This window comes from Methanosarcina mazei S-6 (assembly GCF_000970205.1).
GTDB classification, from domain to species: domain Archaea; phylum Halobacteriota; class Methanosarcinia; order Methanosarcinales; family Methanosarcinaceae; genus Methanosarcina; species Methanosarcina mazei.
Genome location: NZ_CP009512.1, coordinates 3,202,493 through 3,220,038, shown reverse-complemented (window position 1 = coordinate 3,220,038; position 17,546 = coordinate 3,202,493). Strand labels below are relative to the sequence as shown.

Sequence of the window (17,546 nt, the reverse complement as noted above, 5' to 3'; positions counted from 1 at the left end):
ATTTAAAGCAAATTCGTGACACTGCCTCGTTGCTTCGTAAGTGCTAAAGGTCACGAGTATATCGGTCTTCATCTCGGCATCCCGTGAATCCTCTGCATCTTTTCTTTTAATTCCATCAACCCGTTGGAAATGTAACCTTTTACACAATCAAGCAATATATTGAGGAATTTTCAGAGGATGCCAAAAGCAAAGTTTCAATCGCGTAGATTAAGGATATCTGAGCAACAGAAACTTGATTATCTCTTCATTCCTTCAAAAAGGGCTGAGACCCAAATACTTCGCCCTTTATCCCCCATGATTATTATACTAGACATTGTTTTACTAACAAAAACGCCCTCAATAGCGTCTTAAGGCAAAAATTTGTTATATATAAAATAAATTCTTTAGTTACCTCCTTTAAGCAGAAAAAATTTAGAATATGCAGTTTTATAATTTCATTGTCTTCAATGAATTTATTTGTAATTGGATATTACGTTTTGAGATGAGTATAATATTATGTCATTGTATTACAGTAATTTTCGAGGGATGAATGGTCTTTCCATTTTTGGGTCGTGTCCCTAAATCATTGACTTAGTTTTATATAATCTTGAATCTATTATCGACCTTCCGCAGAAGTCTTCAAAAAAATAACATTTTTCTTGCTATCGTTTTTGGAGAATTATTCAAAATTTGCAGTCGTTATTTCAACTTAGAGCCCATCCGAAAAGTAGAATAATTATCTTTTATGGTAATATTGATTAGTGGCAACACGAAAAAACGTACCTGACTACGAGATCTCTAATGAGCTTTGGAATAAAATCAAACCATTATTACCTCTCCCTAAACCCAAAAAGAAGCCTGGAAGACCTAGAAAAGATGATAAGAGAATCCTGAGTGGTATTTTCTATCTTCTTCGTACTGGTTGCCAATGGAAATCTTTGCCCCGATTTTATGGAGCTCCAAGCACTGTGCACGATCGATTTCAGGAATGGCAAAAATCTGGATTTTTTGAGAACATGTGGCAAGCTGGTCTAATGGAGTACGATACTAAAAATGGATTGGAGTGGGAATGGCAAGCAATTGATGGCGCTATGACAAAAGCACCATTAGGTGGATCAGGAACCGGAGCTAATCCAACTGATCGTGGTAAAACCGGTACAAAAAGGAGTATTTTAACAGACGGTAAAGGTATGCCACTTTCAGTAACTGTTGATGGTGCAAATCGCCACGATAAAAAGCTTGTAAAAGAGACTTTTGATTCCATAATTATTAAAAGACCGTCTACAGATGAGGGAATTCAGAATGTCTGTATGGATAAAGGATATGATTTTCCTGATATCTGAGAATTGGTTAAAGAATATGGTTATACTGCCCATATAAAAAGTCGTGGAGAAGAAAACATAAGAATAGAGATACCAGGTTTCAGGGCAAGAAGGTGGGTTGTAGAAAGGACACATTCTTGGTTAAATAGATTCAGAAGACTGCTTATAAGATGGGAAAAGAAAATTGAAAATTACCTTGCTATGCTTCATTTCGCATGTACATGGATAACATTCAGAGCAGCAGGACTTTTCGGATAGGTTCTTAAGCTTTGGAAATGGGAACTGAAAGTATTTTAATGAAGGCAAAAGGTCAAAAATTGGGGGATATTTCGAAAACATATGTTTGAGTTACCAGAGCAATTTTCAGAAAAAACGATAGCAGGAAAAATTATGAAAATTGAAAGGACATCTGCGGAAAGTGGGTTGTAGGGAATGCTTTCTGTTTTGTGATGTTCATTGGACCGAATAACACAAAACAGAAAGCACTTATTTTTATCCCTAATTTGACAGATTCTACTAATTCATATAGTATTTTGTTACACAAAACACGTTGCACTGGCACACTACATTTTGATAAAATGAAAAATTTCAAATAATCATAAGATGCAAGAAAAAAACTAGAATTGTCTAAAGAAAACAGAGGCATGAAGCCCATTTTGACATTACACAATGTGTGTTTCTGTCAAACTTGGGTTATATAACTGTCAAAGTCAGGATAAAAAGTATCCGTTTTCAGTCTCCAATTTCATGTAGCCTATTTTTCGTTTTCAACTTTTTTACTTTGTAAGTGAATCATCAAACCGATTTTTGGGTACTTAAAAATCAGTTGGATGTACAAAAATATAAAATAGAGTATGATAAATTAAAAACCTAATAACGTGTTGTGAATATTCGTTGGTAATATTTTTTTACTTGTGAATATAAAAACACAGCATATAATTATAGTCATAAAGACAACGATTAATTGGAAAACAGGTTGAATAATGTAGTTAATACCATCTCTGAAAATAGTGTCTTTCAAAAAATCTACAAGTGCCCAAAGAACCGGAATATGTATCAAGTAAATCCCAAATGAATAGTTTCCAAGTGAAATAAGTAGATTTGGCCATTTACTCACTTTTTGTCTAATATACAAAAATCCTGTGATGAAACATCCAGAGTATAAAAATGAAGAAAATTTTACCGCAGATGTAGCGAATTCTAAATTATTATATTTTGTGAAGACAATTTTCGCTTCAAATAAGCTCATTGCAAGTGCAAAAATAATTGATATCACTATTAAAGTGGCTGCATGGTTAGATATTTTATATTTGTCAAAGTTTCTATATATTAGTCCAAGTTCATAAAAAATAATCCATGCATAAAAAGGCATTGCATATACAGATAATGATGAAAAAAAAGACGAACCAAAATATAGTCTAGTAATATATGAAAATGAAAGACTTAAAAAATTAATAAGTAATATTAAAATGAAACCGTATAAGTTCTTATTAACACGCTGGAATATTGGTGTTAACATATAAAACTGGACAATTAATATTATGAAATAGTACGGTCCAATTGCACCTCCAGTTAGGAGCTTAAACAATATTTCTTGTGCATCAAAAACTTGAGTTCTAGTCGTCACGAATGACAAAATAAATATGGACCAAAATAAATATGGTATAACAATTCGTTTTAATCGTTGTATCAAAAATTGCTTATATCCCTCAAAAGAGTCGACTTTTTTATTGGACATCCAATATCCAGATATAAAAAGAAATACCGGGACTGCAAAATTTAAAATTTGTCGATATAAGAACGCTACGTTAAAATCATTACTAGCTGAAGAAACGACTTCTGAACCAAAAATATAACCACTCGCATGAATTGCTACAACGGCTATTATTGCAATTCCACGAAGAGCATCAAAAGACTCGTCTCTTTTTATCAAGAGTTTGTTACTTATAGCATTCATCATACGAACATCATCTTATAATTTCAAGCTAGATGGAGACAAATTCTATATGAAGTTAATGAATTTTTACCATGGGCTTTGATTTACTACTTCCAATTATAGAATCCTCCTCTTGAAATATATTTTCCAGAGTTTAGGATTCTTTCTATATTTTTACTATTCACAGAAGCAAAAGGAATTTCGGTATAGATTTTTTCCTCAATTAACCAAACCGGTCAGAACCGGCAATCAGAAAATAAGTGGATTTCAGTCCCCTTAGGTGGAGAAATAAAGGCAGGGAAACAAAGGTTGTGGTTTAATGCACACGAGCGTTTTTCGCTTTTCCTGGTATTATGTAAATAAATTGATATAATCAGTATAATAATATTTTAATGTTGGGGCAAGGTTCTCTTTCTATAACACTTGGACCAGTATTTCCATTTATGATCCCGCTACTATTTTCTAAGCTCCCATTTGACCGATAGGTATCCATGCTTGCCGTAGTTTATTTCACCCATTAGTCATTCCTACTCATTTAAAACCCTAACTCCACCGCAATTAGGGTATAACTTCTCTTGGGAACCCTTCTCTTACTCACATTTTACATTTTTACAGTAAAAATAATAATCATCCTATATATATACTCTCTTTTGCTTCAATCTTGACATTGTCACATTAACTTCTTTTTCTTTATTATCCTTCCATTTTTTCCAATCTTACCTTGATCTTAAAGATTCTTATTCGATTTCTTATTCTATAACTTCTGTTTCTCTTAATTGATAACCACATTTATTGTGACTTTTCAACTGTTTCCTTCCAAAATTATAGACTTTTCGGCAGTGTCGCGAATTTGCTGTAAATTCGAAACCAATTTTTGGATACTGTGTGAGAAAATACTCTACTGATCTTGAATTTTTACTCAAAAGGCTCTTAAAATTTTTAATTTTACAGAAAAATTGGAACACTGCCGAGATAGGGATCCCTCTCAAGGAAGTAACAATTGTTTTTGATAGAGGGATGAACTCTACAGATAACATAGAAACGTTTTGGACAAAATGCATGTTGTCGGAGCTTTGCCTTCTTCTATGTGCAAAGATTTATTTCAGGTTCCTTTGTCGGATTTTGAAGAAGAATGGGAGAATGGAAAAAAGAATCTCATCAAAGCTCATCGTGTAAAAGAGAATGGTATGGTAAAGAGTTTACTGGAGTCATAAAATACACTGAGATCACCACTCGAAAACAGATACATGAGTGGGAAGCTAAAAAATATGATATTCTGAAGAAGATTGAAGAAATAGGGTCAAAACTTAACCGTAAATGGAAAGGCAGAAAAATGACTGCAAAAGGTCTCATGAATTGTGTAGTTGATGCAATTCCAAAGCAATATAGAGGTCTCTTTGATTACAATATCGTTGAAAAAGATGGAGAGTTACAATTTAATTTTAGTTTAAATGATGGTCATAAAAAGAGTTTCTTTTAGGGATGGGAAAGACTGTTGTGTTTACCGATAAGGATAATCTTGCAACAAAAGAAATTGCGGACATGTATGATTTCCAGAAACATGATTGAAGAGGACATAAGGTAACTGAAAGACGAGTTACTGATACCGGTAAAGCCTGTGTATATCAGAAAGGATGTGAAATCAGAGCTCATGTGTTTCTCTGTGTAATGGGGTTACTGCTACACAATTATTTGCTTCATCTGATCGACGACCATGAGCTAACAATTCAAAAGCTGGCCGATAATCTTGAAAAGATAAGAATGGGATTGGTATATAATGGAAAAGAAAGGGAAAATCCAGAGTTTATCGTAGAGGAAATGAACAAAGAAACTGCTGAGATCTTTACAAAACTCCAACTTGGGGAGTATATCCCAAGTTGAAGTAATCAGCTTAATTAATTTTTTGTTATACTGTAAATAATCATAGCCAAGAGCCTTTATTTTTTGATATCTTAGAAACTTTGGTTTTACTGCTCTTTTTCCCATTAATCAATATTATGTCATCTAATATAATGCCCACTAGATGTTTATGGAGCACCAAAATTCGATATTTGAAGAATAAGAAGTGAAAGTCGAAATATGGTCTTTTTTTGAGTTAAAAATTGAATCTTTAGTAGCTCAGTCACACTTTGAGAAGCGATTCTCAAATTAGATTACCGATTTTTTAAGCTAATTTGAGATCCTTTTTCTATTACAGCAGAAAAACCACAATCGATATATAATTTGTGCAATATTCAAGACCGTCATATCTCCAAAATATTATCTTTCCCTAAAGCTCCCAATAAAATATTTAAAATTAGCATAAGTGCGAAAAATACAGGAGTTATAATTAAATCTGGTTCTTCTCTATTTCGAGTGGGTAACTTACATTTATCCCCTAAATGTTGAAGTAGCATTTCCAAAATTTAGAAACATTTATTGGTGAAAATCATATTCAAGATTGATGTTTTTCTTTTTGGCCTGACTACTTGCTAACTAAGCGGTTATTTTCAACCCACATAAAATAGCGAAGAGCCTTAAACCTACAAGAATATTGCTCCATAACCCGATGAATGATGAAGCTCAAGAAGGGCGTGCGCATCCGGCGATCATCGACGACAGGAATGTGGTGGAACCGGAAGTCTAGGTCGATAATTTGTCTCTTGGGCTCGGATGGGGCGGCAAAAACGGGCATACATTAAAAGAATAAAATCTTATTCTTTTTCAATCCGATAATGTGAAAATATTCCATCCCTGAGGACAGATCGTGCAGACAGAGACAGACACAAACCGCCGTTTTGCGGCGCAGTTCCCCCGCAACCTTGCAGCGAACATCGTCTACTTCCTTGTGAACGTCGTTATCGGTGTCCTCTTGGTGCCGTATTTCATCTCCACCCTCGGGGTTGCGGCTTATGGTCTCATCCCGCTCGCAACCTCGGTTAGTGGGTATGTGGCAATCATGGTCCAGTCCCTAAACACTGCAGTATCTCGATTCCTCACCGTCGACCTCCAGCGGGAGGACTATGTAGCAGCGAATAAGACGTTCAACACCGCTCTCTTCGGGTTCACTGCGATTATCCTCATTATAGTTCCTTTCATCCTTGTGGTCGCTTACTTTGTCCCAGCAATCTTCAATGTCCCTACCGAGCAGGAAACTAGTGCAGTCCTCCTTTTTCTTGGCGTTTCCGCCGCATTTTTGATCCGTTCGTGGAGCGGAAATTTCGCCGTCCAGCTTTTCGCCTACAACCGCCTCGACCTCCAGAATTTGGTCAACCTTACGAATCTCCTTGTTCAGACTGGGTTGATCATCCTCCTCTTCACTCTACTTGGCCCCGACCTCTGCCTTGTCGGCGAGGCGTATCTAGTCGGGGCTGTCGTAGCATCTGCTATCTCGATCATTCTTGCCTGGCGGATCTGCCCCTTTCTCCGAGTTTCGATCCACTCCTTTGACCGTAGGAGAGTGAAGGATCTCTGCGGGATGGGAGGGTGGGTAGTCATCAACCAGATCGGCTCTATTCTCTTCCTCCAGATCGACCTCATCGTCGTGAACCTGCTCTTCGGGGCGACATCTGCCGGAGAGTATGCAATTGCTTTGCAGTGGGTTGTACTTTTGCGTGCGATCTCAGGGGTGCTCTCTGGAGTGCTGACCCCAATGGTTCTCACCTACTATGCAAAGGGGCAGACCGAGATTCTGATTCGGGTCACGAAGAGCGCCGTCAGATTGATGGGACTAGCTATGGCCCTCCCGATCGGTCTCGTCTGTGGTTTTGCTCCTCAGCTCCTCACTGTCTGGGTAGGCAATGAATACGCTTTTCTCGCTCCTCTCATGATCCTCTTGACGGTACACTTTGCGGTGAACCTCGCGGTGCTACCCCTCTTCTCTATCAATGTGACCTACAACAAGGTGCAGATTCCCGGTTTAGTGACGTTACTCATGGGTATCGGGAACTTCGGCCTTGCAATCACTCTTTCGCTTCTAAACGGCTGGGGTTACTATGGGGTTGCGATTGCGGGAGCGATCGTCCTCACTCTAAAAAACGCCCTTTTCACTCCTTGGTACGCGACGAGGGTGCTCGGGGTCGGTGCCCATACCTTCACCAAGTCGATACTCCTAGGTATTGTGGCAACTATTCTTATCGGGGTCATGGCAGAGGTTCTTAGTGTGTTCCTCCCGTCTCTTACCTTGATGACACTTGTCGTTGCCGGTGCGGTCGTTACTCTCGTCTACTTTGTGGTGGTCTGGGCGTTTTGTCTCAACGAGTTTGAACGCAGGATCTTTGAATCCTACCTGCCTCTAGCGCTCAGGAGAATTATTGCATGAAATCTTCTGTCATCACCAAAGTCGTCGAGCACGACCTCTGCATCGGCTGCGGCCTCTGCGTTGCTTTATGTCCATATGGCGTTCTTTCAATGCGGTGGAACCACTATGGGGAGTACAACCCGGTAGAGGTAACATCCTGCACAAGGGAGTGCGGTCTCTGCTTGAGGGTCTGCCCCTTCACCAATTCTGAAGAGAACGAGGACACGATCGGAAGAGAACTTTATGGTGGTGTATCAGGTATACATCATCGCTCCGAGACCGGATATTACCTTGCCTCCTACGTCGGCTACTCAGAGAAGCATCGGCTGACCAGCGCTTCGGGCGGGATGGCTACTTGGATTCTGGAAGCACTGCTCAGTGAGGGTGTTATCGACCATGTCGTCTGCGTCATACCTACCAGCGACTCTAAGAGGCTTTTTGACTTCCAGGTTTTCGATGCCCAAGATGGTGTATGTACTGGAGCTGGCTCAGCATACTATCCGGTGGAGATTTCGAGGGTGATCCGGCAGATACTTGAAGTACCGGGGCGGTATGCCATCACCGGTCTCCCCTGTTTCCTCAAAGCGATCCGACTTGCCCAGAAGCAGAACAAAAAACTGCGGGAGCGGGTTGTCATCACTGTAGGCCTTACATGCGGGCAATTGAAGAGCAGGCACTTTACCGACTACATTGCCTCCCTTGCCGGCGTGAAGGAAGAAGTGATGGCGGTGTGTTGTCGTAGGAAGAGTTCTGACCATCCCGCTAGTAATTCTCACTATACATTCATTACCGCAGATTGCAGGGAGCAGAGGATCTTCTGGGAGGAGGGGATCGCCGAGGCTTGGACAAACCGATGGTTCACGCTGAATGCCTGCAACTACTGCGACGACGTCTTTGCCGAGTGTGCTGATGTGACCTGCATGGATGCTTGGTTGCCAGACTATTCGCGAGATAGTCGGGGCACGAGTCTCGTGCTGGTGCGGTCACCACAGGTGCAGAGTGTGATTGAGCGGGGGGAGGGTGTTTGTCTTGATCATATTTCTGTTGATCAGGTGGTGAAGAGTCAGGGAGGGGTTCTAACTGTCAAACGGGAGCATTTGGCGTACCGGCTTAACCTTTATTGTAAAAAAGGAACAAAGATTCCGAAGAAGCGAGTGGAACCGAAGAGCGAGGGGAACCCTATCCTTCGGCGAGAAGTTTTTTTGAAGGAAAAGATGAGGACGGAAAGCAGAGAGGTCTGGAGTAATAATGCGATAGACGCAGAGCGCCTTCAGGAGATCATGAGGCCGTATTTGTGGCAATTGACAGCCGGGAGACAGATCTCAAAAATTATCACATTTTCGATAAGAATTCTTCAGTATATTCAGGGGAAAATAAGAGGTGAGTATCATGGATAAAGAAAGACCACTGTTTATTCTAGCTGGTAACGGGCCTTACGAAAACCGAGGATGCGAGGCGATCGTTCGGGGAACAACGAAAATTTTGCGGGAGTACTTCCGGGATCCCCGTTTTGTTTGTCTAAGTCATTTTGATTCCGACAATCAGTATCTGAAGCAGTGCCAATCTGAGACTGACCCCGATATTGTCCATCAAGCAGTTAATAGAGTGAGAAAAAGAGAAGTGATAAGAAGATTCTGGAAACCCTCAACATGGACTCACTTATATCAACGTTTCTTCAATCCCGATGCCTTGAAATATTGGACATACGAGAAAATATACCCGCATCTTGACGAAGCAAAAGCGGTCCTTTCTATTGGAGGAGATAATTATGGCATTGCATCAAAATATCCTACGATTTTCACTAATCTCGATGATGTAGTCCTTGAAAAGAGAAAAAAACTCGTGCTCTGGGGAGCATCGGTTGGCCCATTCAATGCAATTCCAGAGTTTGAATTATCTATGAGTAGCCATCTCAAATCAGTTTCTGGAATCTTCGCCAGAGAATCGTCTACTATCGAATATCTCAAAACTATTGGTGTCGTCAACAACGTCTACCCCGTTGCAGACCCAGCATTCCTCTTGGATCCCATAAAACCCCCACATATCGAAGATAAAGTTCCCATTGAAACGGGGGCAATTGGACTCAACCTGAGTCCCTTAATGGGATATTATGTAACTGGAGGAGATCAAAAAAAATGGACACAAATTGCAGCAAAAATAATTACAGATGTGATGAAAAAAACAGAGATGCCCGTATATTTGATTCCACATGTAATTATTTCAGGTTCAAATGACTATGAATTTATGCAAAATGCAGTTTCTTTGATGGAAGATAAATTTAAAAAGAGCGTTACAATTGTTCCAGCATTTAGTGCCGCTGAACAAAAGTGGATTATCAGTCAAATGGATATATTCGCCGGAGCACGGACCCACTCCACGATCGCCGCCCTTTCAACGGGAGTGCCTACGCTGAGCCTCGCTTACAGCATCAAAGCACTAGGGATCAATAGAGATATATTTGGAGATGAATCTTATGTTCTCAGATCAGACAATTTAAATGCGCTTTCGGTTGCCGAGAGGGTCATATCGATATCTGAAAATGCCACCACTATTCGGAGACTCTTGGACGATAAAATACCAGATATGAGGAATTTGGCATTGCGTGCGGGAGAACACCTTCAAATGTTAATAGATATATGAGAACAATTATCGATCCTTCCTTAAATTTCAGAGAATTTCAAAAAACCTCTAATTTTAAGAAGCTGCTTATATCCCATTTATAAGCAACCAGTCATAAACTGGGGTTTTTCGAAATTCTCTTCACTTTTACAGAAGTTCTCCTGAAAATCTGTATCTTCGCTTTTTCAACTGACTTTCCGCAGGTGCGACAAGAAGCTATACAATGAATTGCGTCATAAGCTACCTTTCCATTAGAGGTAATCCTACTGTGACATGCATAAATGGTTATGTTTGTGTTTGAAGCTCACATGACAATACCAAGAACTCAAGGAACTTGACTTTGATAATTGGTTAGAATAAAGATACTATGAAGAACATAAAGGAATCCTCGTAAGAATCGTGAAGTCAATGGGCGAAAACGGGTTGACACGCTTAAACCAAAAGGTACAGAATTAGGCTATAATGGGTCTGCGGACATTATAGCAAATGGACAGTGATTCTCGGTTTATAGATGGCTTATAAGGTTTTATATTATTCGTAGTATGGAACTTGGAAACCCTATATGCTCTTTTTTTTCAAAAAAAAGAAGTATCAAAGAAGCTGGTAAATGGTTAAATCAGAAAGAGATTCTCGATATCTTAAATCTTGAAAAGTTTCATGAAGAGTTCTTTATAGAACTCTTGAACTCTTAGGACGTAACAGAGAGGAAATTCTCTCTTAGACTAAAGTAGATAATTTTGGTATCATGAATTAGCTGTACATCACTGGCTTATATCCCTCATATGAATATGAAAACTGACACGCAGAATGATTATTCATTGATTCTGCATTTCTTTGTACAATTCTATATATCTATCGGCTATTTTTTCCCATGTGTACATAGCAGCAAATTCTTTCTGTTTATATAATATCTTATTATCGTAACTTTTTTCTAGTAACATTTTAATAGCATTCGCAATTTCCTTTACTGAAGGCTCAAACGTGTAAAATTTATAACCTTCCTTTATCACGAAGTCATTTATTCCGCTTTTATTCGAATAAAAAACAGGGCCATTTACAATTCTAAAAGCCTCCAAAATTGCAAGTGAAAATGGCTCATATCTTGAAGGATAAATTGCAGCGTCAACAGAGTTTAAATATGATCTCAATTGTGTTATCGGTAAAGATCCCAAAAATATTACATCTTTATCAATTCCTAAGTCTATGCATAAATTCTTGAGAAAGCCTACATATTTTTTATCTCCTTGAGGCCCTGCAAGATAGAGTTTTAATTGAATTTCTCCTTTCCTAGAATTATAGGAAAAAGCTTTAATCAGTAAGTCAACTCCCTTCTCAGGAGCAAGTCTTCCGTGATAAAATAAATTCACTGTATTCTTTTTATTTTTCAGATCTAGAGTTTTATTTTCATTTCTCCAAGAGTTATCCAAAGCATTTGGAATTACAACTAAATTCGAGATATTATACCTTGAATGAAGTAGTTCTTTCATTGAGTAAGAATTAACAACAATGGCATCGGCATTTTTCATTATAAAGGAAGTCAATAAGTAATCCGGTAATAACAAAAGACAAGCCAAATAGCTTCTATTCTTTAATTTGATTTCGAATTCAGTTCTTGGATCTCCATGATAATTAATTATTAATTTATTTCTTCTAAACATCTTTTTATTTGTAATTGACACTAAGTATAGCAAAAATTTTCTGTTTGGAAATGTAAGTGGCTCTACAGAAAAGTGAACAATATAACTCTTATTTAATCTGAGTAAGTCAAGAAAGGACAGTACATCTAAATTAGTGTACTTTTTTTCTAGGCATTGATTTTCTTTTTTATACTGAGAGAATAACAAAATTTTAAAAGACAATCTCTTGTTTAAAAGTCCCAATAATAAATTCCTACCCACTTCTGAAGGCGCACCGTTCTTGATAGGATAATAGTATACAACTTCAAACATAAAAATTTATAATGTTCAATTTATTTATAAATATTTGGATTTATGGTCTTATTGAGTTCAATCTTAATCAAACTCTGAACTTGTAACATATAACTATTGTGCACGACTTAAGGTTGCTTATCCTGTCTTTTTTCCTGATCATCTTAATAATAATTTTAATTTGTAATTTTGCCTTTTTTTTCCTTAATTACTTTACACTTTTTATATTTGTGTATATTTATTCTCAGTTTTCAAATATATTGTAATAATTTGTTAATATTTATAATTTCTGGAACAAAAAAGCAAAGTTTAATTAGATAAAGTTGCTGAAAGTATAACGAAGGGATCTTAGACGAAAGAGACAGCATCTAATAAAATACAAAAAAATCATACTCTCATTAGGGTTTTGGGAGTAACAGTTTTATTAATAGTGGCGTTAGTGAGCACTGCAAGCGCTGACCAAACTTCAATTAGTAGTATATATACAAACCCAAGTAATCCAATATATAATGAAGAATTTACTATTTTTGTTCATATTTTGAACCCTCCAGAAGGAGGGTTTATGATCTATTCAATTGGGGGGATGACTGAAGGGTCGGGTTATGCACCAATTGACAGTGAGGGGATAGCGAATTTTGATGTATCGATAATGGATTACTATTCCACTGAACCAAGTACGTTACGTTATCTTATACATGATAGTCAAGGCAACATTGTACTGACCGGACAACAATATATAAATATTTATAAACCTTCAATTGATAGTATAACCATAAATCCAAGTAACCCAGTATACAATCAGGATTTTACTGTTTCTGTTCATGTATCGAATCCCTCATTTCATCGAACTTTATACTATGAAGTAGGAGATCCACGTGACGTTCTTTGTCAAGGTGAAGCACTAATAGATGATAAAGGAATAGCGAACTTTGTTGTAAGCCTACCTGATTATTATAAACCTAGTATTTTAAAAGTGAGCGTTCCATATGGAGGTAATGATGTGCGTGCAGAGAAACTCATAGAATTTGGAGGTGAGATTCCAGAGTTTCCTTCTATTGCTTTGCCTGTAGTTTCAATTCTTGGTATTATTGCCATCATTGGATGTAGAAAAGAATAATTAATGATTACTGGAATAGTTGTTTTTTCCCTTCAACTATATTTTTATTAAAAGTTTCTATCTTGCTTTTTTGTTCATTGTGTCTCTATGGTTTTTGAATATGAAATATTTGAATGTGAAGGAAATATTTATTACAAGTATTTTAAGAGCCTTTTTACCATAGCTGGTTTTTTAAAGTCTTTTACCATGAGAATATACCTTCCGGTTTTTGTGCGGTTTATTACTTGACAATCTATTTTTTGTTTTGTGATATATTTTTATATAATTGGAAATATTCATTCACACACTTTTCAAGAGGAAAATTCTCAATAATGTGATTTCTCATTTCTTTCTTACGGAAAATATCATCTTCTTCTGAAAGCACTTCGACTACTCTATCCGCTAGCAATGTATAGTTTTTGGGTACTATCTGTGATTCATTATGAACGACCTCTTTTATTGCACCAGAATCAAATGCAACAACAGGTATTTCCATAGCCATAGCTTCGGCTACAATAAAACAAAAGGCTTCTTCGCATACTGAAGGAACTACCACACAAGAAGAAATATTATAAATGTCTGTGACATCTGTCACAATTCCTGTAATCAAAACATGGTCCTTTATTTTTTGATCCTCGATTAACTTTTCCAGGTAATCCCTGAAATCTCCGCCTCCTACTAAAACAAACTTTATGTTTGGAATTTTTTGAAGTATTAATGGGGCAGCTTTGATCAGGCAATGAGGACCTTTGTCAAATCTCAAGCCTATACAGGTGACTATTATTTTTTCCTTTAGGTTGTATTTTTCCCTTATTTCTTTTATATCTGACTTTTTTTGGAACCTTATTGTATTAATTCCATTATGGATAACGCACATTTTTTTGGGATTTATTCCGTATTCTTTAAAGTATTTTAATTTAACAAACTCGGAAACGCAAACAACTTTTTCAATACCACAACTATACAGTTTCGAATATGTAAAGTAGTATGGTTTTCGCATGATTTTTTTGAATGTTGATTTTGGTTTTCTGCTACCCATATGGTCAGTGTATATTATTTTTATATTAAATAAAAATGATAAGTAGTTCACCACAGAAAAAATCGGATAAAAATGAAAATGTACATAGTTTGGTTGGATTTCCTTTATTATCTGATATAATTGTACAAAATTAATTATTCCAAGTTTTGAGGGTTTCATAATCCTTATTTGTGCATTTTGGTTCAAAAGGGATTTTTCTACTTCTTCAATAGGTCTTTCTCTGAAAATAATTACATGCATCCATCCGTCTTGTTTGAGTTTTTCTGATAATGTAACTAAAAACTCTTCAAACGAACCAAAACTATTAGGAGTTGCGTCACAAACTGAGAGTAAACATATATTTTGTGAAGAGTCTTCCATTCTATCCCTATTTTTTATTATCTAATTATAAGTAATCAATATTAAAAAGCGCTTTTTTCTGTCCTAATCTATCCGTATTTCCTAAGCAAATATGCCAATAACCTGCAAAATTTTACTATTTATGATTTTTGATTTTATCTAAAATTCAATGTCAAGTCTTAATATTTTCAATTTTAGTAATTATTCGTGTTTTTGTCTGTAATTAGGACTTACGCGGTTGAACTGAAAAACAATGGCTCTAAACCTTCAACTGTCTAAACCAACGATTTCACAGCAAGGTCCACTGGCCCTGATTTTGAATCTCAAATGCGTAAGTCCTATGTAATGTGATCTGGAATCCTTATTAATATAAAATAAATTGATACTAGAATTGTTGATACCTACTCAAATTAGTCTAACATTCTCTTATTACGCTATTTCCCAGATAGAAATCCGAGGGCTGTCATAGATTAAGTTTGATTCGATCTTTACCTTGTCAATTATTGGTTTATACTGGTATTTATCTTGAATAAAATAATCAAAGTTTCTAAGACTTCCACTCGTTCCAGCGTATTTTATCCACTCCATTTTTCCAGAGAATGAGCTACCGCCTTTAGAATATGGTCCTTCAAAATAATATTGTAAACTTAAAGGTGAATTCTTTACGCTAACAATATCGCTTTCGTTCGTCCAACCATAAACTAGATTTAAAATATCTTCAGATGTAGTTATTGGATGTGCTTCTGATATTGCAAGAAATCGGGAAGTTTCCATTCCTGTATCCAATCCACGAGCATTCTCAGGGATATGATTTTTTGCCCATGTGCCAGAAGCATAAGTGCTTTCTTGCATATACCAAAAAGAATCTGAACTTCCAGTTCGATAATGGTTGTAAAAGCTTGAAAATGATACAAAAAGAAGAATGGTTGCTACAATACCTATTGTCAGTAATTTGCTCTTATGAGTGATCATAAGTTTTAATGAATTATTAAACGCAATGCTTATTATAAAAATACTAATAAGTATGAGTACGAATGGTCCATATATTTGAGAATAGAATATTGGAGCCAACACAGTTATAGTTAGGCACATGAACATTCCTTCAAAAGTCTTCTTTTTTAGGAATAAGTAAGCTAAGCCTCCTGGTATAAACAGTACTAATGGTCCGGTTTGTCTTATATTTGTAATTATGGCATTCAATATCCATGTATATCTCGATCCAGATGATATGAATAATCCTGTAAAGAAAGGACATGTTAGAGCTATTAAAAAGAATACTAAAAGTACATAATTTAGATATGATATCTTGAAGAGTTCCGGTTTCACATTCTGAATAGCTTTAAGGAATATGTATATTATACTAATTGGTACTAAAAAAAATGCATAATGATGGGTCGAAAAAATAAATATAAGACAAGTAGGTAATAAAATATATTTTTTAAATTTGAACTCTTCTTTCAATAATATGTAAAGGAATAATGGGAAAAAAACTATAAATTGTCCTCTGGTACTTACTTCCCATGTGGTAAATAACATGAAACCTGGCGCTAGAGACAAAAATAGACTCATTATATATTTAAACTGAAAGCTATTGTAAATACGTTCTGCAAAAACATATATGGTACATATTCCAAAAATCCCTATAATTATACAAAATAATAGAATTGTTTTTTCCATTTCAATTCCCATTACTTGGGACATTCCAGAAAGAGTGAAAGGTACAGCACTGGAATATGAATCCGGGTAAAATCCAAAGACAGACAACCAGTTTATCCACCATTTTGCAGAACCAAATATTGTTAATGAATTTGCTAAGTTATGTATAAAGAAGGAATCATAACCTTTTTCATGTGGTATGCTGGGGATTCTAATTATGATATTCAATGCTAATAACAAACCCATTAACAGAAATTTGGTTCTTCTACTTGGATTATATTGAATATCAAAGTTTGAACTTGAATTTCCCTGCATAGTACCTTCCAACTTCAAGGTGTTTATTTCGATAGTATTTTCTAACTTCTGGAATGTCGATCTTATTTCTAATTTTTATAATCCCTCTTATATACCCTCCTAAATATGCAATTCCTATATATGAAGGACTTGTTAGACTATATTTTATAAACTTGAAAATAACATAGAGAGGATGATAATCTCTGTAATAGTCGGATTCGCCTTTAGTCCTGTATCCTTTCCATAAACCTTCAGCGCTGCTGGTTCTTCTTGTTTGAATTCCTACAATATCATTGAATTTTTTTGTGTCCCAGCCACGTAAAATAGCTAGAACATTTGATACGGAATCTGCGGAGTAGCTTATTGGAAAGCCTCCTGTTTCTATAAAGCATTCTTTCTTCCAGACTCTCAAGCCACCAATGGGAAGATTTTCTCTGCCTTCTTCAGCAATTAATTTATCACCATTGTAATATACTGCATTTCCACTGGCAATACCTAGACTGGGGTTTTTCTCAAACCTATCTATTATCTTTTCAAAAAAATTGTTCTCTAATATCATATCTGCATCAATAAGACCCATATATTCAAAGGAGATTTTTTCGATAGAACTTTTTTGTAGGATCAACGAGAACCCATCATTAACCACTTTTGCGTAATGAAAACTTAGATCTCTTTTAGTTCCCTTAGAGGTGACTACACGAATCCAGCTATTTTCTTTTTCAAGCTCTCTTAATATTTCGGGAGAATTATCTGTACTATTGTCATTTATAATAAGCCAGAGGTTAGGTGTTAATGTTTGATTAATTATGGATTCCGCAAGTTTTGGAAGAGATTTTTCCTCATTTTTACATGGGGTCATTAAAACATAATTAGATTTTCTAGTCATCTTACTCCTACTTTGCTGGGAATTATTCTTTTATTTTAAGTAAACTGCATTGACAAATCTTCAGTTCCCTTCAGCTGTAATAAGCTACAAAAATTATAGGTTGAATTCAGTTTCAGTATAATATTTAATATTATTATCAGATTCTGCTATTTTTTCGATAATTATGTATTTTG

The 17,546-nt window shown here is 36.2% G+C and carries 11 protein-coding genes and 1 pseudogene; 7 read left to right on the top strand and 5 right to left on the bottom strand.

Annotated elements, in window-relative coordinates; all coding sequences use genetic code 11:
* Positions 1-740: 740 nt before the first annotated feature.
* Positions 741-1,559: pseudogene (locus MSMAS_RS13765) on the top strand (IS5 family transposase).
* A gap of 604 nt (positions 1,560-2,163) precedes the next feature.
* On the opposite strand, the gene MSMAS_RS13760 reads toward MSMAS_RS13765, so the two are convergent.
* Complete coding sequence (locus tag MSMAS_RS13760; protein ID WP_048039692.1) at positions 2,164-3,261, bottom strand: acyltransferase; 1,098 nt, start codon at positions 3,259-3,261, stop codon at positions 2,164-2,166.
* 1,108 nt (positions 3,262-4,369) lie between these two features.
* Here MSMAS_RS13760 and MSMAS_RS13755 point away from each other — a divergent pair.
* From MSMAS_RS13755 to MSMAS_RS13735, 5 genes are all read left to right on the top strand, one after another.
* Positions 4,370-4,717: a hypothetical protein gene (locus MSMAS_RS13755; RefSeq protein ID WP_048039690.1), complete on the top strand. Its 348-nt coding sequence runs from the start codon at positions 4,370-4,372 to the stop codon at positions 4,715-4,717.
* A gap of 188 nt (positions 4,718-4,905) precedes the next feature.
* Positions 4,906-5,118: a hypothetical protein gene (locus tag MSMAS_RS13750; protein ID WP_048039689.1), complete on the top strand. Its 213-nt coding sequence runs from the start codon at positions 4,906-4,908 to the stop codon at positions 5,116-5,118.
* Positions 5,119-5,983: 865 nt separating this feature from the next.
* Complete coding sequence (locus tag MSMAS_RS13745; protein WP_048046675.1) at positions 5,984-7,537, top strand: oligosaccharide flippase family protein; 1,554 nt, start codon at positions 5,984-5,986, stop codon at positions 7,535-7,537.
* Positions 7,534-8,913, top strand: coding sequence for a Coenzyme F420 hydrogenase/dehydrogenase, beta subunit C-terminal domain (locus MSMAS_RS13740; protein ID WP_048046673.1), 1,380 nt, complete (start codon positions 7,534-7,536; stop codon positions 8,911-8,913). The genes MSMAS_RS13745 and MSMAS_RS13740 overlap by 4 nt, the downstream gene beginning before the upstream one ends.
* Positions 8,906-10,156, top strand: coding sequence for a polysaccharide pyruvyl transferase family protein (locus MSMAS_RS13735; protein ID WP_048046671.1), 1,251 nt, complete (start codon positions 8,906-8,908; stop codon positions 10,154-10,156). Before MSMAS_RS13740 ends, MSMAS_RS13735 begins: the two co-directional genes overlap by 8 nt.
* A 794-nt stretch (positions 10,157-10,950) precedes the next feature.
* On the opposite strand, the gene MSMAS_RS13730 is transcribed toward MSMAS_RS13735, so the two are convergent.
* On the bottom strand, positions 10,951-12,084 hold the full coding sequence (locus tag MSMAS_RS13730; protein WP_080940920.1) for a glycosyltransferase: 1,134 nt from the start codon (positions 12,082-12,084) through the stop codon (positions 10,951-10,953).
* A gap of 385 nt (positions 12,085-12,469) precedes the next feature.
* Here MSMAS_RS13730 and MSMAS_RS13725 point away from each other — a divergent pair, with 385 nt between their 5' ends.
* Positions 12,470-13,180: a PEF-CTERM sorting domain-containing protein gene (locus MSMAS_RS13725; RefSeq protein WP_155395378.1), complete on the top strand. Its 711-nt coding sequence runs from the start codon at positions 12,470-12,472 to the stop codon at positions 13,178-13,180.
* 232 nt (positions 13,181-13,412) lie between these two features.
* On the opposite strand, the gene MSMAS_RS13720 is transcribed toward MSMAS_RS13725, so the two are convergent.
* From MSMAS_RS13720 to MSMAS_RS13710, 3 genes are all read right to left on the bottom strand, one after another.
* The gene (locus MSMAS_RS13720) at positions 13,413-14,558 is read right to left on the bottom strand and encodes a glycosyltransferase family 4 protein (protein WP_048039679.1); all 1,146 of its coding nucleotides are present in this window, start codon (positions 14,556-14,558) and stop codon (positions 13,413-13,415) included.
* 408 nt (positions 14,559-14,966) lie between these two features.
* Positions 14,967-16,508, bottom strand: a complete 1,542-nt coding sequence (locus MSMAS_RS13715) for a hypothetical protein (protein WP_048046669.1) — start codon at positions 16,506-16,508, stop codon at positions 14,967-14,969.
* Positions 16,480-17,373, bottom strand: a complete 894-nt coding sequence (locus MSMAS_RS13710) for a glycosyltransferase (RefSeq protein ID WP_048046667.1) — start codon at positions 17,371-17,373, stop codon at positions 16,480-16,482. Before MSMAS_RS13710 ends, MSMAS_RS13715 begins: the two co-directional genes overlap by 29 nt.
* Between the last annotated feature and the right edge of the window lie 173 nt (positions 17,374-17,546).